Source organism: Streptomyces sp. RLA123 (genome assembly GCF_056270165.1).
In genome coordinates this window covers 5,250,624-5,273,393 of record NZ_JBWDOR010000003.1, presented here as the reverse complement: position 1 = coordinate 5,273,393, position 22,770 = coordinate 5,250,624, and the positions used below count along the sequence as shown (strand labels likewise).

At 70.1% G+C, this 22,770-nt stretch carries 22 protein-coding genes, 2 tRNA genes and 2 pseudogenes; 9 read left to right on the top strand and 17 right to left on the bottom strand.

Annotated features, from left to right (window positions below):
- Window positions 1–97: 97 nt before the first annotated feature.
- From RV983_RS24045 to RV983_RS24030, 4 genes are all read right to left on the bottom strand, one after another.
- Window positions 98–733, bottom strand: a complete 636-nt coding sequence (locus RV983_RS24045) for an ATP-dependent Clp protease proteolytic subunit (RefSeq protein WP_475990439.1) — start codon at window positions 731–733, stop codon at window positions 98–100.
- A 97-nt stretch (window positions 734–830) separates the two neighbouring features.
- Window positions 831–1,433 (bottom strand): ATP-dependent Clp protease proteolytic subunit, encoded by a 603-nt coding sequence (locus RV983_RS24040; protein WP_475990438.1) that lies wholly within the window; start codon window positions 1,431–1,433, stop codon window positions 831–833.
- Window positions 1,434–1,677: 244 nt separating this feature from the next.
- Complete coding sequence (gene tig / locus RV983_RS24035; RefSeq protein WP_475987801.1) at window positions 1,678–3,078, bottom strand: trigger factor; 1,401 nt, start codon at window positions 3,076–3,078, stop codon at window positions 1,678–1,680.
- A gap of 152 nt (window positions 3,079–3,230) precedes the next feature.
- A tRNA-Pro gene (locus RV983_RS24030) sits at window positions 3,231–3,307 on the bottom strand.
- A gap of 112 nt (window positions 3,308–3,419) precedes the next feature.
- On the opposite strand from RV983_RS24030, the gene RV983_RS24025 reads away from it, so the two are divergent.
- Window positions 3,420–3,490, top strand: a tRNA-Gly gene (locus RV983_RS24025).
- Between the two features lie 69 nt (window positions 3,491–3,559).
- Here the strand turns inward: RV983_RS24025 and RV983_RS24020 are convergent.
- From RV983_RS24020 to RV983_RS24005, 4 genes and pseudogenes are all read right to left on the bottom strand, one after another.
- Window positions 3,560–4,702 (bottom strand): tyrosine-type recombinase/integrase, encoded by a 1,143-nt coding sequence (locus RV983_RS24020; RefSeq protein ID WP_475987800.1) that lies wholly within the window; start codon window positions 4,700–4,702, stop codon window positions 3,560–3,562.
- A complete protein-coding gene (locus RV983_RS24015) occupies window positions 4,702–4,911 on the bottom strand; it encodes a helix-turn-helix domain-containing protein (protein ID WP_475987799.1) in 210 nt (69 codons plus the stop codon). The genes RV983_RS24020 and RV983_RS24015 overlap by 1 nt, the downstream gene beginning before the upstream one ends.
- Window positions 4,905–6,296, bottom strand: a pseudogene (gene repSA / locus RV983_RS24010) (replication initiator protein RepSA). The gene RV983_RS24015 and the pseudogene repSA overlap by 7 nt, the downstream one beginning before the upstream one ends.
- 26 nt (window positions 6,297–6,322) lie before the next feature.
- Window positions 6,323–6,871, bottom strand: coding sequence for a hypothetical protein (locus RV983_RS24005; RefSeq protein ID WP_475987798.1), 549 nt, complete (start codon window positions 6,869–6,871; stop codon window positions 6,323–6,325).
- A gap of 172 nt (window positions 6,872–7,043) precedes the next feature.
- Here RV983_RS24005 and RV983_RS24000 point away from each other — a divergent pair, with 172 nt between their 5' ends.
- Window positions 7,044–7,406 carry a winged helix-turn-helix domain-containing protein gene (locus tag RV983_RS24000; RefSeq protein ID WP_475987797.1) on the top strand — a complete coding sequence of 121 codons (363 nt, stop codon included), beginning with the start codon at window positions 7,044–7,046 and terminating at the stop codon, window positions 7,404–7,406.
- Window positions 7,407–7,560: 154 nt separating this feature from the next.
- Window positions 7,561–8,793 (top strand): helix-turn-helix domain-containing protein, encoded by a 1,233-nt coding sequence (locus RV983_RS23995; RefSeq protein WP_475987796.1) that lies wholly within the window; start codon window positions 7,561–7,563, stop codon window positions 8,791–8,793.
- 474 nt (window positions 8,794–9,267) lie between these two features.
- Here RV983_RS23995 and RV983_RS23990 read toward each other — a convergent pair whose 3' ends face one another.
- Window positions 9,268–9,786, bottom strand: a complete 519-nt coding sequence (locus tag RV983_RS23990; protein WP_475987795.1) for an SMI1/KNR4 family protein — start codon at window positions 9,784–9,786, stop codon at window positions 9,268–9,270.
- Window positions 9,787–10,083: 297 nt separating this feature from the next.
- On the opposite strand from RV983_RS23990, the gene RV983_RS23985 reads away from it, so the two are divergent.
- Window positions 10,084–10,272 carry a hypothetical protein gene (locus RV983_RS23985; protein WP_475987794.1) on the top strand — a complete coding sequence of 63 codons (189 nt, stop codon included), beginning with the start codon at window positions 10,084–10,086 and terminating at the stop codon, window positions 10,270–10,272.
- A gap of 267 nt (window positions 10,273–10,539) precedes the next feature.
- Here the strand turns inward: RV983_RS23985 and RV983_RS23980 are convergent, their stop codons facing one another.
- Complete coding sequence (locus RV983_RS23980; protein ID WP_475987793.1) at window positions 10,540–10,923, bottom strand: tyrosine-type recombinase/integrase; 384 nt, start codon at window positions 10,921–10,923, stop codon at window positions 10,540–10,542.
- A 198-nt stretch (window positions 10,924–11,121) separates the two neighbouring features.
- Window positions 11,122–11,991 carry an alpha/beta fold hydrolase gene (locus RV983_RS23975; protein WP_475987792.1) on the bottom strand — a complete coding sequence of 290 codons (870 nt, stop codon included), beginning with the start codon at window positions 11,989–11,991 and terminating at the stop codon, window positions 11,122–11,124.
- Window positions 11,992–12,720: 729 nt separating this feature from the next.
- Between RV983_RS23975 and RV983_RS23970 the strand changes: the two genes are divergently transcribed.
- On the top strand, window positions 12,721–13,182 hold the full coding sequence (locus tag RV983_RS23970; protein WP_475987791.1) for an SseB family protein: 462 nt from the start codon (window positions 12,721–12,723) through the stop codon (window positions 13,180–13,182).
- A gap of 60 nt (window positions 13,183–13,242) precedes the next feature.
- On the opposite strand, the gene RV983_RS23965 is transcribed toward RV983_RS23970, so the two are convergent.
- Window positions 13,243–13,695: an Lrp/AsnC family transcriptional regulator gene (locus RV983_RS23965; RefSeq protein WP_475987790.1), complete on the bottom strand. Its 453-nt coding sequence runs from the start codon at window positions 13,693–13,695 to the stop codon at window positions 13,243–13,245.
- A 116-nt stretch (window positions 13,696–13,811) separates the two neighbouring features.
- Between RV983_RS23965 and RV983_RS23960 the strand changes: the two genes are divergently transcribed.
- Window positions 13,812–14,816: an asparaginase gene (locus tag RV983_RS23960; protein WP_475987789.1), complete on the top strand. Its 1,005-nt coding sequence runs from the start codon at window positions 13,812–13,814 to the stop codon at window positions 14,814–14,816.
- Window positions 14,817–14,870: 54 nt separating this feature from the next.
- Here the strand turns inward: RV983_RS23960 and RV983_RS23955 are convergent, their stop codons facing one another.
- Complete coding sequence (locus tag RV983_RS23955; RefSeq protein WP_475987788.1) at window positions 14,871–15,065, bottom strand: hypothetical protein; 195 nt, start codon at window positions 15,063–15,065, stop codon at window positions 14,871–14,873.
- A gap of 460 nt (window positions 15,066–15,525) precedes the next feature.
- Here RV983_RS23955 and RV983_RS23950 point away from each other — a divergent pair, with 460 nt between their 5' ends.
- Window positions 15,526–16,707, top strand: a complete 1,182-nt coding sequence (locus RV983_RS23950) for an acyltransferase family protein (protein WP_475987787.1) — start codon at window positions 15,526–15,528, stop codon at window positions 16,705–16,707.
- On the opposite strand, the gene RV983_RS23945 is transcribed toward RV983_RS23950, so the two are convergent.
- On the bottom strand, window positions 16,688–17,830 hold the full coding sequence (locus RV983_RS23945) for a PP2C family protein-serine/threonine phosphatase (protein WP_475987786.1): 1,143 nt from the start codon (window positions 17,828–17,830) through the stop codon (window positions 16,688–16,690). The two genes, RV983_RS23950 and RV983_RS23945, sit on opposite strands and share 20 nt — an antisense overlap.
- Window positions 17,831–17,958: 128 nt before the next feature.
- Between RV983_RS23945 and RV983_RS23940 the strand changes: the two genes are divergently transcribed.
- A complete protein-coding gene (locus RV983_RS23940; RefSeq protein WP_475987785.1) occupies window positions 17,959–19,188 on the top strand; it encodes a GNAT family N-acetyltransferase in 1,230 nt (409 codons plus the stop codon).
- A gap of 88 nt (window positions 19,189–19,276) precedes the next feature.
- Here RV983_RS23940 and RV983_RS23935 read toward each other — a convergent pair whose 3' ends face one another.
- Window positions 19,277–20,095 carry an Fpg/Nei family DNA glycosylase gene (locus RV983_RS23935; protein WP_475987784.1) on the bottom strand — a complete coding sequence of 273 codons (819 nt, stop codon included), beginning with the start codon at window positions 20,093–20,095 and terminating at the stop codon, window positions 19,277–19,279.
- Window positions 20,096–20,102: 7 nt separating this feature from the next.
- On the bottom strand, window positions 20,103–20,588 hold the full coding sequence (locus RV983_RS23930; protein ID WP_475987783.1) for a ribose-5-phosphate isomerase: 486 nt from the start codon (window positions 20,586–20,588) through the stop codon (window positions 20,103–20,105).
- Here RV983_RS23930 and RV983_RS23925 point away from each other — a divergent pair.
- Window positions 20,562–20,837, top strand: a pseudogene (locus RV983_RS23925) (hypothetical protein); the annotation flags it as partial. The gene RV983_RS23930 and the pseudogene RV983_RS23925 sit on opposite strands and share 27 nt — an antisense overlap.
- A 131-nt stretch (window positions 20,838–20,968) precedes the next feature.
- Here the strand turns inward: RV983_RS23925 and RV983_RS23920 are convergent.
- The gene (locus tag RV983_RS23920; protein WP_475987782.1) at window positions 20,969–22,723 is read right to left on the bottom strand and encodes a serine/threonine-protein kinase; all 1,755 of its coding nucleotides are present in this window, start codon (window positions 22,721–22,723) and stop codon (window positions 20,969–20,971) included.
- Window positions 22,724–22,770: the final 47 nt, after the last annotated feature.

Sequence of the window (22,770 nt, the reverse complement as noted above, 5' to 3'; positions counted from 1 at the left end):
GCCCCCCTTGGAACGACTGGGCCGTGACCTGCACAACCCTGCCGCCCCAAGAGGGGACTTTCGTGCCTCACGAGGCCCATAAGGCCTCTGGCGGTCCTCAGACCGCGACGCTCGAGCTCTTGCGAGTCGAGACGATCTGGTCGACCAGACCGTAGGAGAGGGCCTCCTCGGCCGTGAGGATCTTGTCGCGCTCGATGTCGTCGCGGATCTTCTCGATCGGGGTGCTGGAGTGCTTGGCGAGCATGTCCTCGAGCTGCGCACGCATGCGCAGGATCTCGTTCGCCGCGATCTCCAGGTCGGAGACCTGACCGCGGCCGGTCTCGCTGTACGGCTGGTGGATCAGGATGCGCGCGTTGGGCAGCGCCATACGCTTGCCGGCCGTGCCCGCGGCCAGCAGCACGGCCGCGGCGGAGGCCGCCTGGCCCATGCAGACCGTCTGGATGTCCGGCTTGACGAACTGCATGGTGTCGTAGATGGCCGTCAGCGCCGTGAAGGAGCCGCCGGGGCTGTTGATGTAGACCGAGATGTCGCGGTCCGGGTCCATCGACTCCAGGCACAGCAGCTGCGCCATGACGTCGTTGGCGGACGCGTCGTCGATCTGCACGCCCAGGAAGATCACGCGCTCCTCGAAGAGCTTCGCGTACGGGTCGTACTCGCGAACGCCCTGGGAGGTGCGCTCGATGAAACGCGGGATGACGTAGCGGGCCTCGGCGGCGCTCATACGGTCGTACATACCGCTGCCGGGGAAGTTCTGGGTGGTCACGTTCACCGTCCTGATGATGAGCAGAGGGCTGGGGTCGGTCCTGCGGGGCTGATCGGGCTCAGGCCCGTCAGGCGCCCGTGCCGCCGCCGCCCGGTACGTTCACCGCATGCGTGATGACGTCGTCGATCAGGCCGTACTCCTTGGCCGCGTCCGCGGAGTACCAGCGGTCGCGGTCGGAGTCGCGGGTGATCTCCTCGACACTACGGCCGGAGTGCTGCGCGATCAGCTCGGCCATGCGCCTCTTGGTGCGCAGGAGCTGCTCGGCGTGGATCTTGATGTCGGACGCCGAACCGGCGAGGCCGGCGGACGGCTGGTGCATCAGGATGTCGGTGTTCGGCAGCGCGAAGCGCTTGCCCGGCGTACCGGCCGTCAGGAGGAACTGGCCCATCGAAGCGGCCAGACCCATGGCGATGGTGACCACGTCGTTCTTGATGAACTGCATGGTGTCGTAGATCGCCATGCCCGCGGTCACGGAACCGCCGGGGCTGTTGATGTAGAGGTAGATGTCCTTGTCCGGCTCGGCGGCAAGGAGGAGCAGCTGCGCGGTGATCTTGTTGGCGATGTCGTCGTCAACAGGCTGGCCGAGGAAGATGATCCGCTCGCCGAGCAGCCGGTTGTAGACCTGGTCGCCGAGGCCACCGATGGTCGGCTCGCCGGCGGCGGAAGGCATCGGAGTCGTCACGTATCCACCTGCTCGTTGTCGGACGGCACTGGGCCGTCTCAGGGACTTCTCGTAGGGCACGGGCCCTCGTACTTACGGACCCTAACGCGCAGGTGGGGCCCGGCAATCCCCCACGCGAAACTGTTCGCTGTGAGCGCAGGCCAGCCCTACGCCGTGAGCGAACCCGAGCAGAACGGGCCCGGACGCGGGGGGCGTCCGGGCCCGTTGTACGACGCATCGGGCGGCGCGAGGCTCAGGCCTCGGCGTCGTCCTTCTTCGCCTCGGCCCCGGTCTCGTCGCCGGCCTCGGAGGAAGCCTCGACCGTCTCGCCGGTCTCGTCCTCCTCGTCCTCCAGGTCGACGACCTCGCCGTTGGTGTCCTTGACCGTCGCGGCCTCGACCACCAGGGCCAGCGCCTTGCCGCGGGCGACCTCGCCCACCAGCAGCGGCACCTGGCCACCCTCGACGACGGCCTGGGCGAACTGGTCGGGGCTCATGCCGGAGGAGGCGGCACGGCGCATGAGGTGCTCGGTGAGCTCCTCCTGGTTGACCGACAGCTTCTCCTTGGAGACCAGCTCGTCCAGCACGAACTGGGTCTTGATGCCCTTCTTCGCCTGCGACTCGATCTCCGCGTCGTACTCCTCGCGGGTCTTGCCCTCGCGCTCCAGGAACGAGTCCCAGTCCAGGCCGAGGGACGGGAACTGGTGGTGCTCCAGGTTGTGCGTGCGGGTCTCGATCTCGTCGGTGAGGAGCTTCTCCGGCAGCGGGATGTCCACCAGCTCCAGGAGGGCGTCGAGCACCTTCTCCTGCGCCTGGGTGGCCTGGTCGTACTGCTTGATGCGCTCCTGGCGCTTGACGGCGTCGGCGCGCAGCTCCTCCAGCGTGTCGAACTCGCTGGCCAGCTGGGCGAAGTCGTCGTCCAGCTCGGGAAGCTCGCGAGCCTGCACGGAGGTCACGTCGACCTTGACCTCGGCCGCCTGGCCGGCCGCGGAGCCGCCCTTGAGCTCGGAGGTGAAGGTGACGGAGCCGCCGGCCTCGACGCCGGTCACGGCCTCGTCGATGCCGTCGAGCAGCTGGCCGGAGCCGATGGTGTAGCTGACACCCGTGGCGACGCCGTCCTCGAGCACCTCGCCGTCGACCTTGGCCTCCAGGTCCACGACGACGACGTCACCCTCGGCCGCCGCGCGCTCGACCACCGTGGTGGACGCGAAGCGCTCGCGCAGCTGCTCCAGGGACTTCTCGATGTCCTCGTCCGACACCTCGATGACGTCGACGGTGACCTCGATGCCGGAGTAGTCCGGGATCTCGATGACCGGACGGATGTCCACCTCGGCGGTGAACTTCAGTTCCTCACCGTCGTTGAACTCGGTGATGTCGACCTCGGGCTGGCCCAGGACGTTGAGCTCGCCCTCGTTGACAGCCTCCGTGTAGAACTTCGGCAGGGCATCGTTGATGGCCTCTTCGAGGACCGCGCCACGGCCGAACCGCTGGTCGATAACGCGCGCGGGGATCTTGCCCTTACGGAAGCCCGGCACCGTGACCTGCTGGTTGATCTTTTTGTACGCCGCGTCGAGGCTGGGCTTGAGCTCCTCGAAGGGCACCTCGACAGTGAGTCGAACCCGGGTCGGGTTCAGAGTCTCGACGGCGCTCTTCACGGTTGGGTCTCCTTGGGGGCTTTACGTTGATGGGCGGCCGCTCGGTGATCATGCGGATTCGGCAATACGGCCGCATGCCGGGTGGCCAGCAACCCATCCTACCGGTACCACAAACGTGCAGCCGGGCCTCTCCGGCGCATGGCGCCGAGGACTGGTCGGGGTGGCCGGATTCGAACCGACGACCTTCCGCTCCCAAAGCGGACGCGCTACCAAGCTGCGCCACACCCCGTCGGTGCGACACGTAGAGTACATGCCCCCGCACACCCTGGCGCCCATATATCCGGGTACGCGGAGACCAGGTCGATCGGCTACGATGCGGTGTGCCAGAATGACTGGCCGTTGCGGGCGTAGCTCAATGGTAGAGCCCCAGTCTTCCAAACTGGCTACGCGGGTTCGATTCCCGTCGCCCGCTCTGCAGGACGAAGGCTCAGGTCAGGGGTAGTTTTCCCCGGCCTGGGCCTTCGTCGTCCACGGAGGCGGATCAGGGCTGCGTGCCCGCCGCGTGCCCGTTCCGCCGGGAGCCGCGATTCAGGGCCTTTATGATCATGGCGTCGATCGCGTCGGCGATTTCACGCTCCCGCTCGCGGTTGCCGTGCTGATAGACCAGCGCCGCGCGGGTCGAGCTGTGGCCGAGGCGCGTCATCAGCTCACGTGTGCTGGCACTCGTGTGCGACGCGAGCGTGTTGCCCGTGTGGCGGAGGTCGTGAAACCGCAGCCCCTTCACGCCGGCGGCGGCGCATGCCTGATGCCAGACGCGATTGAAGTGGTTCCTGCGCGGAGTCGCACCCTTGGCCCCGACGAAGACGCGCCCGGCCGGACCCGGTTCCGCGTAGATCTTCATGTGCGACGTCACGAGGGGTAGGACGGTCGCCGGAATGGCTACCGTGCGCTTGCCCGCCTCACTCTTGGGCGCCTTGTAGACCCGCTGGCCGCTGGTGAGTTCGGCCACCGAGCGACGTACGCGAATCGTGCCGTAGTCGAGGTCGACGTCCTGACGGCACAGGCCGATCAGCTCACCCCATCGGAGGCCGCAGAACGCTGCCATCAGAACGAGTGCCTTGTACCGCGGCTGTACGGCCTCTGCGATGGCGAACGCTTCCACGATCGTCGCCGTGGGGCGCTCCGGAGTGGTGACGGTGCCGCCGTTCTTGATCTGACACGGATTACGGCGGATGAGGTCGTCCTCGACGGCAGTGCTCATGATGGTGCGGAGCAAGGCGTACGCCTTCGCGACCGTGCTGGGCCCCGTGCCGACGTCCAGGCAGTCACGACGCCAAGAGCGGACCGCGGCCGAGGTGATGTCGGCGACGGCCATGCGGCCGAAGGTTGGGAGCAGGTGCAGCCGGAGCAAGGACGTGTACAGCTCGGTTGTGCGAGGAGCGAGAGGACGTTCCCGGATCCAGGCGGCGGCGTAAGTCCGGAACGGCACCTTGGCCGCGTCCGGGTCCCGCCAATCGCCCTGCCGAAGCTCGGTCTGCTTGTCGGCCAGCCAGTCGTCCGCCTCGCGCTTGGTGCGGAAGGTCTGCGGAGCCGGCCGGTCAATGCCGTCAGGCCCCGGATAACGGACCTGATAGCGGCCTGAGGGCAGCTTGCGGACACGGCCGAAGGAGCGACGCCTAGGCATCAGCTCACCGCCCGGAGCCGACGAGGCGAGGGCGAGACCGTGTTCGCCTCGATGAAGGCAGCAACTGCCCCTTCTGGAATGCGCACGTGTCGTCCCACCTTGACGAATGCGATCCGGCGTTCCTCGATAAGACGTCGGGGGAATCGGATGGTCGTCCCGAGCAGATCGGCGACCTGCTCCACGGTGAGGAGTCGATCCACGGTCACCACTCCCCCTCTTGGTCGTCGGGTAGGTCGGCGAGGGCTTCGCGGGCGGTGTCGCGGTTGGTGCGGATGTCCTGGGCGATGGTGGCGGCGAGCCAGGATTCACCGGGAGTGTGGCCGTGTCCGGCATACGTCCAGTGGGCGAGCACGAGCGTGGAGCCCTCCAGGGTGTCGTCGGGGTCGGGGAGCCCGCGCTGCTGGCGTTCCTGGCGGGCGCGGTAGTCGGCGCGGACCTGGCGCAGCGCGCCAAGGGTGGTTGAGTAGCGGCGGGACTTGGTGGAGAAGTGGCCGCGGAACCCGAGCATGTGAGCCCAGACGCGGAGCTTGCGCTCGGGGTAGTGGGGGTCGAGGTCGAAGCAGGCTTCGATCAGGCGCCGGGTGTGTGCGGGCAGGTCGAACAGGTCGAGGGCTTCACGGTTGCCGACCCGCCGGTCTACGGTGCCGGTGGTCTCGGCTGCCTTGGTGGCGTACTTGGCGACGTACGCGGCGACGGCCTGTTCGGTCAGCTCCTGGCCGTCGTCTGAGCCGATCGGGCGGACATCGACCTGCGAACCCCAACGCAGCTCCCGCGCCAGGAGGGTGCCGGCGGCCGGGACCGGAACCGATACCCGGGCAGCAGCGGCATGGATCGCGGCATCCAACAGGGCCACACTCGCCCACGACGGCGGGACGTCTTGCGGTCCTTCGGGGCCGTCGAGGCGGACGATCGCGTGGAAGTGCACGGCGCCGCGCTTTTGGTACTCGGCGACCTTCCCGAACGAGACCCGGCACACCTCCCGCATGACTGTCTGGGAGAGTCAGGCGCGGGCGGCGATCTCCCGGCGCAGGTAGATCGTGAAGCGCCGCCACAGATCGCCCGCGTGGTTGTTCCACAGCACCGCGCCCGCGTAGTCGTACCGCTCCGGATCCAGCGGTGTGCCGATCTCGGGGTCGTGCTCGCCGTGGGCGGAGCCGCAGCGGCAGCGGCCGGTGTCCGGGCGGTTGTGGACCGGACCGAACGACGGCGCAGTCAGCGTCGCGAACACCTTCGGATGAGTCCGGACCGCCACCGGGACGTCCTTGCGCTCATCCCCCGTGAGCCCAGCGCGGATCAGGTGGAAGGTGTCGCCCGCGTAGGTCCAGGCGCACGAAGGGCAGCGCGAGGCCCGGCGGTTGCCACACGCCACCCGTAACCGTCCCCCCGGCTCCCCCTCGGTCGAGTACGAGTAGAGGACCTGGCCGGACTTGGCGTCGCGGGTGACGGTCAGCCCTTGCAGGTGGATCGGATCGGCGCAGCCACCGGTGCGCTGGATCTGTTCCCGCCACCGCTCGAAGCCGGGGTCACCGGCCAGCCGCAGCGCGTCGGCCAGCGTGTGGGGGTCGGTGCCGCAGGCGGCAGCAGCATCAGCCACAGCCGCCGGGGCAACAGGCGTCAAGGTCACGCGACCACCGCCGCCGGGCTCGGCCGGTGCCCCTTGGGGTTGTGCGCCGCGCAGTTCTCCCACGCGACCGACGTCGGGTCCCCGGGCTCGAAGCAGACCTCGAACCAGCCGGTACCGGCGCACCGGCAAGCGCCCTCGACCTGGGGACGTCCGCTCCGGTCGATGGCAGCCTGGCTCATCTTGGTCATGCCGACGGTGAGCGAGGCCAGCAGCTCAGCCCGACGCAGGCGGGCGGCGTTCGGGAAGCGGAGCGCGTGAGCCCTCTTCTGCTCACCCGTGGCCGAGCGAGCCAGCCACAGCAGCCGGAAGCCGCGGAGCAACGCGGCCGACCGGTACAGCTCCGACAGACCCAACCGGCCTGCGCCCTGGACGATCCAGGCAAACACCTTGCCGTCATCGCCACGGCGATACCGGTACTCACCCGGCATGTCCGAGGCGTACAGCGCAACGGCGCGCTCACCATTCGACAGGTCAGAAACGGAAACCGACTCCGCCGCGGGCAGCACGGGAGCTAAGTGCGAAGCGTTCAATGTCGCAGGCATCATGGAGCTTCCCTTCGGGGACGAAGGGGGCGACGGCTTGCTTGGCGGTAGGGCGTCGCCCCCGGGTTACACGGCCGTTCAGGCACATGTCATAGCTTGCTATATAGCACGCTAGAGCACAAGGGGTTCTGCGCCATAGGATGTACTAGTGCGCCATAGTCGATAGGCTCGAAGCATGACCGTTGCCGACGACGACCTCAGGCCCAAGAAGGTCCAGATCGCTGATGCGCTGCGCCCTGAGATCAAGGCCATGCCGGCCGGGGGCAAGCTCGCATCGCTGCGGGCCCTGGCCGAGCGGTTCGACGTGACGACCGTGACGGTGGGCAACGCGCTCCAGCTCTTGATGGACGAAGGGCTGATCACGTCCGTGCCTACGCGCGGGTACTTCGTACAGTCTTCAACGCTCAGTAACGGCGGGAGCTCACCCACCGTCGAGGTCAGCCGAGAAGAGATCAACGCTATCCACTCCGAGATTCGACAACTTGCCGCCCGAGTGGCCGAGTTGGAAGAGCGAGCCGATCACACGGGCAGCGCCTGACGTGCGATCCACCATGTACGCAGCGTGATTGCTTAGCCAGTGACATAAGAGGTGTCACCAGGGGACAGCTACAGGGACAACCCCCTGTCACCCCTCATGTCTTGGGCCCGTGAAGTGCAAAACTCAAAGCACGGACCCGACGGGAGGGCACCACATGAGCGAGGAACGACCCGCGTGGGCACGGCGCATCGCAGCCGAGCGCGAAGCACGCCAGTGGACGCAGGCAGAAGCCGTGGCGGCGCTTCGAGCGCACTCCCCCAAGAAGCTGCCGGACGGGTCGAGCATGATCCGGCAGTGGAAGCGTTGGGAGTCCGGCGAAGTCACGCCGAGCGAGTTCTACCAGCCGATCATTGCGGCCACCTTCGGCACCGTGACACATGCGATCTTCCCCGTGGCCACCCGGCGCGACGGCAACGCCGAAATCATCGCGGCAAGCGGCATGGAAACAATGGAAATCCTCAGCCGCATGCAGGCATCCGACGTAGACAACGCGACCCTGGACGCGTTAAGGATCACTGCCGATCGGCTCTGCTCCGAGTACCCGTTCATGCCGAGCGCTCAGCTTGCCCTTGAGGGACGCCAATGGCTCAAGCGCGTGGCCGGCCTCCAGTCACAACGGCTCACTTTGGCCCAACACCGCGAGGTACTGACGATCTCCGCATGGCTCGCCTTGCTCGTCGGTTGCGTCGAGTACGACATGGGCGATCGAGCCGCGGCCGAGACCACCCGCCGCGCAGTCCTCTCCCTGGCAAACGAGGCTGACAACGCCGAAGCCGCCGGATGGGCCCACGAGATGCGGGCATGGTTCGCCCTCACAACGGGCGACTACCACGGGATCTTGGCCGCGTCCCAGGCCGGGAACGAAGTTGCTCCGCATCACGGCGTCGCCGTCCAGCTCGCGGCGCATGAGGCCAAGGGGTGGGCAAGGCTCGGTGACCGCCGGAAGACCGAGGTCGCGTTGGACCGGGGGCGGAAGCTGTTGGAAGGAATGCCGTACCCCGAGAACCTTGATCATCACTTCGTCGTGGATCCGGCGAAGTTCGACTACTACGCCATGGACTGCTACCGGCTGCTGGGTGAGAACGCCATTGCGGAAACGCTGGCCCACGAGGTGATCCGCGCTGGCACGGACTTCGACGGAGCAGAGAAGCAGCCGATGCGGATGGCCGAGGCCAGGGTCACTCTGGGGGTCGTGGCCGCACGGCGTGGAGACCTGGAGCAAGCCGTGAACTACGGAGAGTGGGCCCTCAAGGGCGACCGGCAATCACTGCCGTCGCTGTTGCTGGTCAGCCGTGAACTCGCTTCCGTCGTCAGCCGCGATTTCCCAGGCGAAGCCACCAGCCGAAGCTACCTCGATCACCTGGACACTCTGAGCCGGACCAAGTAGCCCGTTACAGGTTTCTCTACCTCATCAAGGCACCCGGCGTCGCTCACGCTCCGCCGGGCGCGCGGCCGACGTCCGGCCGCGCCCACGCTCCAGTCTTCGCCCCGCTCGGCGCGCCGTCCGCCACCGCGCGCCCACAGAGGTAGGCCGGGGCATGAGCCGAGACCCGTGGACGCCACAGCCGCTCAACGACAAGGCCATGCCTCCGGCGGGGGCGCTCGGACTCCGGGATGGACGGGGCGCCGTACGCGAGTGCCGGCACGTCGTGGCGAGCGTCGAAGGCTCCCATCCCGACCACCATCGCCCCAGGCAGAGCCGAGCAGACGCGGCCCAGGGCGTCAAGGTCGTTCGTACAGTGGCGCGCTCCACCTTGACGCCCTGAACCACGCCCGCTCCACGATGTGTGGGTCGACGGCGGACGGGATGGAAGCTAGGGGCTGTGGTGGGTTGAGGCCAGCGGCAATCGGCACAGCGTAGTCAATGACCATCACGGACATGCCTACTCGGGCAGTTCTCCTCGTGTATGCGGAACTTGGAGTAGGGTCCGGGCTGGATCCAGCCTTCCAGCCATCCGGTAAGCCACCGTGCGAGCGACAGCGTGGTCGGGACCAGAACACAACAGCCGTTGGGATCCCAATCCCAGATGTGTCCTTGTGGAGTTCCGAAGTCGACCAACGTCCACATGGCGCAGCCACGGTCCATGAGCGGGACAACCCCCGGTGGCAGGACAGGATCGATGGATGAAGCCCAGCGGCGGTGAACCTCGATGATGTCCTGTTCGTCGCTGTACCACTCACCGTTGTCAGTCAGCGACACGCACTGCCAGATGCCGAATCCGCCGTCTGCGACCTCAAGATACAAGCGCCGCAACAAGTGTGGGAGCCTATATCCGATGGCTGCCTCCGCCCTCGCAACGTCTGCGGGTGAAGCCGGTGGCGGTAGGCCTCGGTCAGAGACAGCTACACGGACCGCCTCGATGAGCTCGTCTTCAGTCATGTCCTATCCCCCTGTGCAGCGATCACCGGATGCAAGCCCTTATGCCACGGTTGCGGAGCCTACCTATCGAGCAGAAAGGGGCGTGTCCCGGCGTGCCACTCTCGTGCCAGAACGGGCGGGGACTCACGGGGAACCAGGGTGTGCAGGGTGCCTTCGGCCGAACCCTGCCCGAGGTACGGAATCCGCAGGTCACACGTGCGGTCGCCCAACCTCGCTCCTAAAGAGGTGATCGCGGATCCTGGCGCGGTGCACCATAGAGCCATGCGAGTCTTCGGCAGTCCAGCGACGGCACCCAGGATGCTGCTGCTCAACGAGGTGAGGTTCGATCCGGATTGGATCTTCCGCCTCGAACGTCCTTTGTTTCTCATGCCAGGAGATCGGGTCTCCATGGATGGGGGTCGTCTTCTGGTGCAGCGGGCCGGCGGCTATGAGGAGTACCCGGCTGCTGACCTCGCTCCGTGGTGCTGGCGTTGGCGGCTCGTCTGACGGCCGTGCCCGCCGCATGCCCGTTCCGGCGGGACATTACGGGGACTCACGGGGAACAGGGGCGCCAACCTCGCTCCGGCCCAGGTCAGCAAGTCGCCAGGTCAGCCGTCATCCGCGTACGGCGTCTTCCAAACTGGCTACGCGGGTTCGATTCCCGTCGCCCGCTCTGCACGACGAAGGCCCAGGTCAGGGAAGCTTTTCCCCGGTCTGGGCCTTCGTCGTTCACGGTCCGATCCGGGCCGCCGTGCCACACACGTGCCACACGGATCACGTCGGCCGTTGGCGTGCGGATTCGATAAGGGCACTCACGGCGTCGGCGATCACGCGTTCTCGCTGGGCGCTGGCGTGCTGATAGATCAACGCGGCACGGGGCGAGCTGTGCCCCATCCGGGTCATGAGTTCCTTCGTGCTCGCGCCCGTCGAGGCCGCCAGGGTGTTGCCGGTGTGGCGGAGGTCGTGGAAGTGCAGACCCTTGACGTTCACCGCCGCGCACGCCTTGCGCCACAGCCTGTTGAAGTGGTTCCGCCGGGGCGTAGCGCCTTGGGCCCTCGGCAGACACGCCCGTCCGGTCCGGTCTCGGCATGGACGCACAGATGACTGACCACCTCGGCATGGATCACGGCGGGAATGCCCACCGTCCGGGGCCCACATCGGGCTATTGCGGTCAGGCAAGGAGCCAGCCCGATTCGCGGCCAGCGTACGGGCCCCGATCTCTCGCCCCATGGCAGCCCCGAACGCATGTTTCCCGCCACGGGAGATCGACAATCCGCCATGTGCCCCGGCGGTCAACCGCGGGATGTCACCGGGGCGTTCGGGGGGCCCGACCGGGCCGGGCGGGCCGCGGCGGGATCAGCCGCCCGTCCCGCGGCTGCCGCCCGGCGCCCGGGCGACGAGCCAGTCGAGGACCTCGGGGGCGGCGGAGAGCACCGAGACATGGCCCTCGTCCGAAAGGACGCGGAGTTCGGCACCGGGCATGCGGCGGGCGAGCCATTCGGCATGACCGGCCGGGACCATGCGGTCCTGCCCGCCGTGGAGGAGGAGCACGGGCGTACGGACCCCGGCCGGATCGAAGCCCCAGGGGGTGACGTAGGCGAGATCGTCGTCGATCATGCCGTCGGGTTCGCCCTGGAGTGCCCTGCCGGCCACCGAGGCGAGCCAGGCCCACTCTCCGGCCAGCGCGGAGTGATCGGCGGGGGTGAACATCTCCGGGTCGAAGTCACTGGCGGCCAGGTACTCCTCCAGCGCGGCGCGGCCCGCTGCCGACGCCCGCAACTCGGCCAGGCTCGTCGGGCACATCCCGGCGAGCCAGTCGAGCCCCTCGGCGTCGTACGGGGCGAGCCCGGACCCGCTGACCGTCGCGGCCACGCGGTCCGGGAGCAGCGCGGCGCACGCGAGAGCGTGCGGGCCCCCTCCGGAGTGGCCGAGAACGGCGAACCGCCCGATCCCGAGGGCGTCGGCGACGGCGGCGACGTCCGCGGCGGCGGCCGCGATGTCGCGGCCGGGGTGCGGCGTGGAGCCGCCGTACCCGGGCCGGTCGTACGAGAACCAGCGGATGCCGCGCTTCCGCGAGGCTTCGAAGAGGGGTTCCGGCGGCTCCCCCACGTTGGGCGTGCCGTGCAGCCAGACGACGGCGAGGCCGTCGCCGTCCGCCGCCGGCCCGGTGTCGTAGAAGTGCAGGGTTCGTCCGTCGCGCAGTTCGGTGTCCGCTTCGGTGACCATGCGCCGAGTCTAGGAACCCCCACTGACAGCCGTCCGGCGTTCGCCGCGGTGCTCGGCCGACCGACTGGTGGGCCGTCGGAAGGCGGATCGGGAAGGCGTGGACGGTCTCGGCGGCGCCGAGGACGATCACCGCGCACCGGACACCGGCGTGAGGACGGCCGGGGAGCCGAAGGGCGAGACGATCCGGCCGATGCTCGAAGACCACCGCGGCGATTCGCAGGACGCCGCGCCGCATGCTCAGGAAGCCCGTGACGAAGTTCCGTACGCGCATGCCGCCCGGAACAAGCGAGCAGAAGGCGCCGGCCGGGTAGAACACGCCGCTGATCGGCAGGCGGACGCCGAAGAGGACACCGATCACGAGCAGCGTCCCGCCGGGCCACGCCGGGACGCAGACACCGAGGACGATCGCGGCCACTCCGGCGGCGAGGAGGAACCTGCCGGCCCCATGGGACAGGGCGCCGATGAATGCCGCCGGAATCTCCGCGGAGCGGTAGGTGGTCATGGCACCCGCCATTCACGGTCGGACCCGAAGACCTCGCGGGGCCCATTCCTCGTGCGTCGCCCCGGGCACGGCAGCCGGCCGTCCACATTGTTCGGGATGTGCCGCTTATGCGGCGGCCCTCCGGGCAGGCGCCCGTGAGTACGAAAGGACCCGCCGACGAGGCGGCGGCACGCGAAGGGCCGCGGTTCCCGGCGTCCGAACGCAATCGCCAGGCAAGAGGAGACTCCATGAACGCCCCGACATCGCGCGAGAACGCCGGTCTGCCCGAGGACGCGCCGTCCGCGGAGCAACTGGCCGACACCGAGGCCGTGCTGGCCGACCTGGCGGGCAAGACGGCCTTGCTGCCGCAGGTGCCGCCGGCCGAAGGCGAGGAGGCGCGCCCCGAGGGGGCCATCTCGCTGCCGGTGATCGAACAGGACGGCACCCAGTACATCCCGGTGTTCACGGCGGAGGAGACCCTCGTGGCCGCCGGCGGGGATCCGGCGACCGCGGTGCGCATCCCCGTCGTCGACCTGGCCGCGAACTGGCCGACCGACGAGCTGTGGCTCGCGGTCGACCCGTCCACCGAGGAGGGCCTGGCCCTGCCGCCGGACCTGGTGCGGGCACTGCCCGTCTTCGCCGAGTCCGCCGGGGTCGCCGATGCCGGGGGACATGACGCCGGGGAGGCCGGGCAGACACCGTTCGGCTGAGCGGGCACCCCCGCGCGCCCGCGCCTGCCCGCGCTGCACCACCGCGCTGCCGTTTCTCCTCTACCCGACGGGCAGGCCTTGCGGTCCCTTGATGCGCTTCATGATCATCTGCGAGTTGACCTCGCTCACTCCCGGCAGTGAGATCAGCGTCTCGGTCCAGAAGCGCTCGTAGGCGTCGCTGTCCTTCACGGCGATGCGCAGCAGGCAGCCGGGCGCGCCGTACAGCCGGTACGCCTCGATGATGTCCGGGGTGGCCCGGACCTGGGCCTCGAACGCCTCGACGGACTCGCGGTCCCGGCGCACCTCCACGGAGGCGAAGACCTCGAAGCCGCGGCCCACGGCGGCCGGGTCGACCACCGCGCGGTAGCTCTGGATCACGCCGTCCTCCTCCAGCTGCCGCACCCGGCGCAGACAGGGCGAGGGGGTCAGTCCGACGCGGGCGGCGAGTTCCTGGTTGGTGAGCCGGCCGTCCGCCTGGAGTTCGCGCAAGATACTTCTGTCAATGGCATCCATGTCGGTGACAACTACCACGATCACGCGATCTACGCGGGCTGATTCGCAATCGCATGCCAGATCCTTGCGCATATCCTTGCGGCGGAGGATTGGGCGCACACGCGAGCGAGGGACACGTGAAGCACATCGTCGTGATCGGCACCGGCGGCACCATCGCCAGCCGATGGCAGGGGGTGGGTTACGCGGCCGAGGCCGCCGGCCGCGAGGTGCTGGCGGCAGGTGCCGTCCCCGAGGGCGTCGAGGTGACCGTCCGCGACCTGTTCACGGTGAACAGCTCCCGGCTGACCACCGTGCACCAGATGCGGTTGCTGCACACGGTGCACGAGGTCCTGGCCGACCCGGCCGTGGACGGCATCGTGATCACGCACGGCACCGACACCATGGAGGAGTCCGCCTTCCTCCTGGACCTCCACCACGACGACCGGCGCCCGGTGGTGTTCACCGGCGCCCAACTGCCCCTGGACGCCGCCGACGGCGACGCCGCGGGCAATCTGTACGACGCCCTGCTGACCGCCGCGAACGCCGAGGACGTCGGCGTGGTGATCGCCTTCGGCGGATACGTGCACGCCGCCCGCGGCACCGTCAAGGCGCACACGCTGGACGTGCAGGCCTTCGCCGACCCGTCGGGGCGGCCGCTGGGCCGGGTGACGTTCGGCGAGATCGCATGGGGCAGGCCGCATCCGCGGGACGCCGCGCTGCCGCTCCCGGGGACCGGGACGGTGGCGCCGCGCGTCGATGTGGTGATGCATCACGTGGACGCCGACCCGGTGCTCTTCGACGCCGCGCTGGCCGCCGGCGCCGGGGGCATCGTGCTGGTGGGCACCGGCGCGGGCAATGCGACCCCCGAGTTCACCGAGGCCGTGCGCCGGGCGGTGGACGCGGGCGTGCTGGTCGCCGTGAGCACCCGGGTCGCGGCGGGCCCGGTGGCGCCGATCTACACCGGCGGGGGCGCCGTGGACCTCGCGGCGGCCGGCGCCGTGCTGGCCGGCACGCTGCGCGCCGGGCAGGCCAGGATCGCCGTGCTCGCCGCGCTGCTGTCGGCGACGGGCCGCACGGAACGCACCGAGGCGCTGCGGCGCATCGTCGGGAGCGCGCAGGAGCGTACGCCCGCGGCCGTCTGAGCCCGCGTCAGTACCTCTTCTCGCCGCCGGTCGCGGGCCGTTCGGCCCGCACCATCACAGGTTGATCTGGTTGATGGTGTCCGCCAGCGAGTCGAGGAACTTGTTGATCGCGGGCGCCATGCCCGTGGAAGCCAGGAAGAAGCCGAACAGCGCGGCGACGATCGCCGGTCCGACTTTGAGTGATTTGCCCCTGACGAGCACGACCATGATGATCGCCAACAAGACCACCACGGACAGGGAAATGGCCACTGGGGGATCACATCCTCGGTCTGACGCCTCATCGTTCCGGGAGAACAGCGGCAGCCGCACCCCCGCGACGTCCATCGTGCCACCTGCCACCGACACCGAGACACCGCAGGGCTCACCTTCCCCGCAGACCGGGGACGCACACCTGTGACGCGGGGCACCGCGTTCGCCGGAGGGCGCCGCGGGATCGCTTCCCGATCGCTTCCGGTGAGAAATCTCGCAATTATTCGATGCGCCGGAACGGGACATTCCCGAAATCATTGCCATGCGCACCCAGTTGGCACACAAAAGATGGGCACAGCTGCCGGACGCTTGCCGTTTCGTCCTGTTCAACCGTTATTTGGCTGGACATAACCCCACGGATAGGACGCGGGAGTGGGATTCCAACTCCGGGGTAGCAGCGGTGTCATCCGCATTCCAGCAAGAATTTACTCGACAGGTTCAGCTCGATATGGTGCCTCAAATGTTCCAGCCCGCAAGCACGCACACCCTGCCCCCGCAGAGCATCGAAGGCACCTCCCAGTCGGTACGGACGGCACAGAGCCCGGCACCCGCGCCCGCGTCGCGGAGAGACCCGTCCCGCGCTCCGCACGAAACGGCAGGGCCCGGCCGGGCCGGTTCCCGCGACGGCCGTGACGCGTTCTTCGACAACGCCAAGTACCTCACCATCGTCCTGGTTGCGATGGCGCACGCCTGGGAGCCGCTCAGCGGCCGCAGCCGCCCCACCGAGGCGCTGTACATGCTCGTGTACGCCTTCCACATGCCGGCCTTCATCGTCATATCCGGCTACTTCTCCCGGAACTTCGACGCCCGCCCGGACCGGCTCAAGCGCCTGATCACCGGCGTCGTCGTGCCGTACGTGATCTTCGAGCCGGCGTACACCCTCTTCAGGCGCTGGGCCGACCACGATCCGTCGCAGCCGATCAGCATCTTCGACCCCTGGTACCTGACCTGGTTCCTGATCGCCCTGTTCATCTGGCGGCTGACCACCCCGATCTGGCGGATCGTCCGGTATCCCGTCCCAGTGGCCCTCGTGATCGCCGCCGTCGCCACGACCTCGGCCGGCATCGGGGAGACCCTGGACCTCCAACGCGTCCTGCAGTTCCTGCCGTTCTTCGTGGTGGGCCTGTGCGCGAAGCCGGAGTGGTTCCACATCATGCGCGGGCCCTGGATGCGCCTGCTGACGGTTCCGGTCTTCGCCGCCGCGCTGACGGTCACCTATTGGGCGGCGCCGCGGACAACGTCGGTGTGGCTCTACCACCGGACGGACGTCGGGGAGCTGGGAATCCCCTGGTGGGCCGGCATCATGACGACCATCGCCCTCTTCGGCTGCTCGCTGCTGCTGACCGGGTGCTTCTTCGCATGGGTGCCGCGCCGACGCATGTGGTTCACCGTTCTGGGAGCCGGGACGCTGTACGGCTACCTGCTGCACGGCTTCCTGGTGAAGGGCGTCCTGTTCTGGAACCTGTACGACCAGCACTGGGTGAACACCGTGCCGGGCAAGGCGGCTCTTACTCTGGTCGCGGCCGCCGTGGTCACCGTGCTGTGCACGCCGCCGGTGCAGAGGCTGTTCCGGTTCGCGATGCAGCCGAGGATGGCCTGGGCGTTCCGCCGTGCCGAAGCGGTCAGTCCCGGCACACGATGAGCAGGGCCCGGTCGTCGTTGACGTCTTTGGCGACCGCCTCGATCAACTGCCAGGCCGAGCCCCGGAAGCCGTGCGCGACATAACGGTCGGCTTCGCCGATCAGCCGGTCGATGCCCTCGGCGATGTCACGGCCGGCGGCCTCCACCAGGCCGTCGGTGAACAGCAGCAGGACGTCGCCAGAGCGCAGCGTGCCCTTCACGCCGTGGAACTCCGCGCCGTCGTAGACGCCCAGCAGCGGGCCCTCGGCCGCCTTCTCCTCCCAGCGGCCGGTGCCGGCGCTGAGCTGCATGCCGGGCAGGTGCCCCGCGGAGAGCAGTTCGTAGTCCCCGGTCTCCAGATCCAGCACCAGGTGGACGGAGGTGGCGAAGCCCTCGTCCCAGTTCTGCCGCAGCAGATAGCCGTTGGCGGCGGTGAGGAAGGCGTGCGGCGGGAGCGAGCCCAGCAGCCCGCCGAAGGCACCGGACAGCAGCAGCGCCCGTGACCCGGCGTCCATGCCCTTGCCGGAGACGTCGGTGAGGACGGCCTCCATGATCCGCCCCCCGGTGGTGCGGGTGGCGACCACGAAGTCGCCGGAGAACGACTGGCCGCCGGCCGGGCGCAGCGCCATCTCCGCGTGCCAGCCGTCCGGCAGCCGCGGGATCCTGCTCTGCACCCGGATGCGCTCGCGCAGGTCGAAGAGCATGGTGCCGCCGCGCATCCAGGGCACCCCGACCCGGGCGCGGAACTGGGCGACGACCAGCCCGGCGAGCGCGACCGCCGCCACGACCAGCACGGTGCCCGGGGTAACCCGGCCCACGCCGTCCCGGTACGGGCCCAGCACCGCCGACTCCACGACCAGCGCCACGGCCGAACTGCCGTAGAGCAGCAGCAGGCTCGACGGCCGCAGCAGCAGCCCGCCGAGGAGTACGGGGAGCACCAGTGTGGTGGGCGGGCACCACTGCGGGGACAGCACGGTGCCCCAGGCGATCACGGGCACGCACAGCAGCAGGACGACCAGCGCCAGCCAGTCGGCGGCGTCGCCGCGGAAGTAGTCGACCGCGGATTTGCGCAGGCCGACGCGGGCCCGGTGGGCCGTCCTCCCCCACCTGGCCCTCAAGCCGTCTCCTACCGGGCGCTGTGCCATGTTCCCGGCGACCCTATCCACTGTCACCCGTTCTCCGCAGCGCAGGTCCCCCCGGCGGTTCGCCGTCCCGCGGCGCCCGGCGGCGAAAATCGCTCGCCGGTGCGGGAGACCGCTGGTAGGCAGGAACCATGACGGTGGACTTGCGGGTTCTTGAACCCGGGCAGTGGGACACATGGTTCGGCATCCTGGAGCGGGCCTTCGGCAGCGCGGCGATGCCGGCGGAGGAGCGGGACTTCGACCGCTCCGTGACGGAGACCGGGCGGTCGCTGGCCGCCTGGGACGGCGAGGAGATCGTCGGCACGGCGGGGGCCTTCTCCTTCCGGCTCGCGGTGCCGGGCGGGGCGGTGGTGCCCGCGGCCGGCGTGACGATGGTGAGCGTCGCCGCGACGCACCGGCGCCGCGGTGTGCTGACCGCGATGATGCGGCGGCAGTTGGACGAGGTGCGCGGGCTCGGCGAGCCGCTGGCGGTGCTGACCGCCTCGGAACCGGCGATTTACGGCCGCTTCGGCTACGCGGTGGTCACCGACCAGATGACCGTGGACATCGACACCGTACGCGCCGGCCTGACGGTGCCGGACGGCGCCGATGAGGTACGGCTGCGCTTCGCGGACCCCGAGGCGGCGGTGCCGGCGTGCGAGGCGGTCTACGCACAGCTGGTCCCGGGCCGCCCGGGCATGCTGGAGCGGCGGCCCGGCTGGGAGCGCAAGGGGGTGCTGGACCCGGAGGCGTACCGCGACGGGGCGTCGAACCTGCAGTGCGTGCTCGCCGAGCGGGACGGCGAGGTGGTCGGTTACGTGCGCTACGCGGTCAAGAGCTCCTGGAACACCCACGGCCCCGACGGCACGGTCGTGCTGCGCGACCTGGGGGCACTGGACCCGGCCGCCCGCGGCGCCCTGTGGCGCTACCTGTTCGGCATCGACCTGACCTGCCGGGTGACCGCCCGCAACCTCCCGGCCGACGACGCGATCCTGCACATGGTGGACGACGTGCGCCGCTGCGGCGTGCGCTTCAGGGAGGGAATGCTGCTGCGTCCGGTCGAGGTGGGCGCCGCCCTCGCGGCCCGTACGTATGCCGCACCGGTGGACCTTGTGCTGGAGGTCACGGACCCCTTCTGCGCCTGGAACGAGGGCCGGTGGCGGCTCTGCGGCGACACCAAGGGCGCCTCGTGCGAGCGCACGACCGACCCGGCGGACCTCGCGCTGTCGGCGCGGGAGCTGGGCGCGGCCTACCTGGGCGGCACCTCGCTCACCGCGCTGGAGCGGGCGGGGCGGGTGCGGGAGCTGCGCCGCGGCGCGCTGAAGGAGGCGGCGGTCGCCTTCGGCAGCGACGTCGTACCGTGGCTGCCCCACGGCTTCTAGGTGCATTGACCCGGAGGACGGGTCCCGTCCCTCCCCCGGCTACCGCTGGGGGAGGGACTTCGAAACAGGGCCCAGGCAGGGCCCGGACTCACGCTTCCGCGGCGGGCTGACAGCCCGGGCACCAGAAGAGGTTCCGCGCCACGAGGGTGGTGGTGCGGACCTCGGTGCCGCAGACGAGGCAGGGCATGGCGGCGCGGCGGTAGACGTAGACCTCGCCGCCGTGGTCGTCGACGCGCGGCGGCCGGCCCATGGCCTCGGGGGTGTGCTCGGGGCGGACGGTGTCGATCCGGTTGTTGCGCACCCCCTCGCGCATGAGGGCCGCCAGGTCGTCCCAGACCGCCCGCCATCGCGCGGGGCCGAGGTCGCGGCCCGCCGTGTACGGATCGATGCCGTGCCGGAACAGGACCTCGGCGCGGTAGACGTTGCCGACGCCCGCGACGACCTTCTGGTCCATGAGCAGGGCGGCGACGCTGGTCCGGCTGCGCGCGACGCGGGCCCAGGCGCGGTCGCCGGAGTCCGCGGGGCGCAAGGGGTCGGGGCCGAGGCGGTCGTGGATCGCCTGCTTCTCCCCGTCCGTGATCAGCTCGCAGGCGGTGGGCCCGCGCAGGTCCATGTGGTGGTCGCCGGTGGCCAGCCGGAGCCTGACCTGCCCGACGGGCGCGTCTCCCGGGCCGGGGCCGAAGCCGCACTTGCCGTAGAGGCCGAGGTGGACGTGGACCCAGCCGAGGGGCCCGAAGCCCAGGAACAGGTGCTTGCCGTGGGCCTCCGCGCCCTCCAGCACCTGCCCGTCCACAAGCGCGGCGCCGTCGGAGAACTTGCCCTGCGGACTGCTCGCGCGGACCACGCGGCCGCCGAAGCGCTCCTCGTGGTCCGCGGCGAGGCGGTGGATCGTATGCCCCTCGGGCATGCCCGGATCAGCCCTCCCGGGGGTCGGCCGGGACGGGCGGCAGTTCGCCGGTGGCCTCGTAGGCGGTGAGCATGGCGATGCGGCGGGAGTGGCGCTCCTCGCCGGAGTACGGCGTGCTCAGGAAGACCTCGACGAAGCGGGTCGCGTCCTCGCGGGAGTGCATGCGGGCACCGACGCTGATGACGTTGGCGTTGTTGTGCTCGCGGCCCAGCGTGGCGATCTCCTCGCTCCAGGCGAGCACGGCACGCACACCCTTGACCTTGTTGGCCGCGATGGCCTCGCCGTTGCCGGAGCCGCCGATGACGATGCCGCGGCTGTCGGGGTCGCCGGCGGCGCCCTCGGCGGCGCGCAGGCAGAACGGCGGGTAGTCGTCCTGGGCGTCGTAGACGTGCGGTCCGCAGTCGACGGGCTCGTGGCCATTGGCCTTGAGCCACTCGACGAGGTGGTTCTTCAGTTCAAAGCCGGCATGGTCGGAGCCGAGGTACACGCGCATGGCGTCGAGTGTGGCACGGCCGACCCTGACGGTGCCGACCTGGGTGCTCCGAGTGAGGGGGTGGCGTCCGCGGCCGACACCCCCGCGGAGGCCCGTAAGGCGGCACCGGAGTCCGGCTGCGGTCTGCAGGCCGGGCTCAAGAACCGCCATCTGCCGATGATCGCGATCGGTGGTGTCATCGGCGCGGGCCTGTTCGTGGGCTCCGGCTCCGGCATCGCCGCCAGGGGTCCCGGCGTCCTCGTCCCGTACGTACGTACGTACGTACGTACGGGACCTGGGCGACGATCGCGATGATCGTGTGCGTGCTGGGGTGCCTGCTCACCGACGGCACCGACGGCGCAGGCCCCGACCAAGTGGTCGTCTCGGTCCTGCCGGCTGGTTCACAGGGGCCGGAAGGACGCGGTCACCTCCTCGTAGCCGGAGAGTGCGGCGGGCTCGACGGCCGCCGCGTACCAGATGTTGACCTGGTACGACTTGCCCCCCTCGGTGAAGCCGAGCTGCCGCGCCTTCCAGGGCGCGCCGGCCTGGGTGAAGGAGTAGTCCCACACCACGGCGGGACGGCCGCGGAACGTCGTCCGCTCCAGCCGGATCTTCCGGTAGTCGGGCACGTCGTGGGAGCCCGCCTCGAAGTCCTGCCACTGCTTGAGGAGATCGCCGCCCCGTGCGAGCGCGTACGAGGCGGCGATCTCCTGTCGTCCGTCCGGGGCGTGGTAGTGGACGTTGGACGGGCTCTTGGCCGTACGGGTCCAGCCGGGCGGGGGCTGCCAGGCGAAGCCGGTCTCGTTGCGGCCGGGGCTGGACGCGGTGGTGGGTGACGTGGTGGGCGGCGCGGTGACGCTCGCCGGGGGGCGGCTGGTGCCGGCGACGACCGGGCCTTCACGGTGGCCGGTACGGGACGCGGTGAGCACGACCACGGTCGCGGCGACGGCGGCGGCGGTCAGACCCGCGCCGGCGAGCAGTGCGGCGCGGCGGAACCGGGAGCGGGCGGGGGGTGGGGCGGGCGTCCCGGGAGGGACGCCCGGGACAGGAGGAACCGCCGGGACAGGCACGGTGGTCGCGGCGGCGGGTCCGGACGCAGGCCCGGCGGCGGGTACGGGCTGGGGTGCCGATTCGGGCGCGGCCTGCCCGGTCTTCGTGGCCGCGTAGGCCTCCCAGCCGGGCGGGACCGCGTCCTCCGGCTCGGCTGCGGGTGGCGCGGGCTCGGACGGCGGGGACGGTGCGGCCCCGCCCACCGCGCGTGGGGGAACGTACCCCTCCTCGGCGGGCGGCGGGGCCTGCCTGGTCACGACGGTGGGTCCGCCAGGGGGACCCGCGAGGGCGGCCAGCGCCTCGTCGAGCCGGTCGAGGCTCGGCCGCTCCTGCGGGTCCTTGCGCAGCAGGGCCGCCAGCGTCTCGCGCAGCGGGCCCGCCTCCGGGGGCAGTTGGGGCTCCTCGTACAGCACGGCATGCAGCGTGGCCAGAGTGGTGGGGCGGGCGAAGGGCGACTGCCCGGCCAGCGCGGCGCACAGGGTGGCGCCCAGCGACCACAGGTCGGACGGCGGACCCTGCTGCCGGCCCTCGATGCGCTCCGGGGCCATGTAGTCCGGGGAGCCGATCAGCATCCCGGCCATGGTGAGCGCGGCAGAGTCCTGGATCGCGGCGATCCCGAAGTCGGTGAGGACCACCCGCCCGCGGGTGTCGATCAGGACGTTGCCGGGTTTGATGTCGCGGTGCAGCACGCCGACCGCGTGGACCTCGCGCAGCGCCCGCGCCAGGCCCGTCGCGATCCGCACCGCCTCGGCGCGGCCGACCGGGCCGTCCTGCACCAGCACCTGTTCCAGGGACCGGCAGTCGACCAGTTCCATGACGATCCAGAGCCGGTCCGCCTCCTGGACCACGTCGTAGACGCGCACCACATTGGGATGGTCGATGCGGGCGGTGGCGCGCCCCTCGCGCAGGGTGCGCTCGCGCCGGACGCGCGCGTCCTCGGCCGCCATGTCGTCCAGCCGCATCTCCTTGACCGCGACCTGGCGGTCCAGCACCTCGTCGACGGCCCTCCACACCCGGCCCATCCCGCCCTGGCCGATCGGCTCCGTCAGCCGGTAGCGGCCCACCACCAGCCGGCCCCGCACTTCGCCGCTCGCGTTTCCCACCATGCCCGGACTCCCCACTGCGGGAGGAATTCCCCCTGCCCCTCAATTCC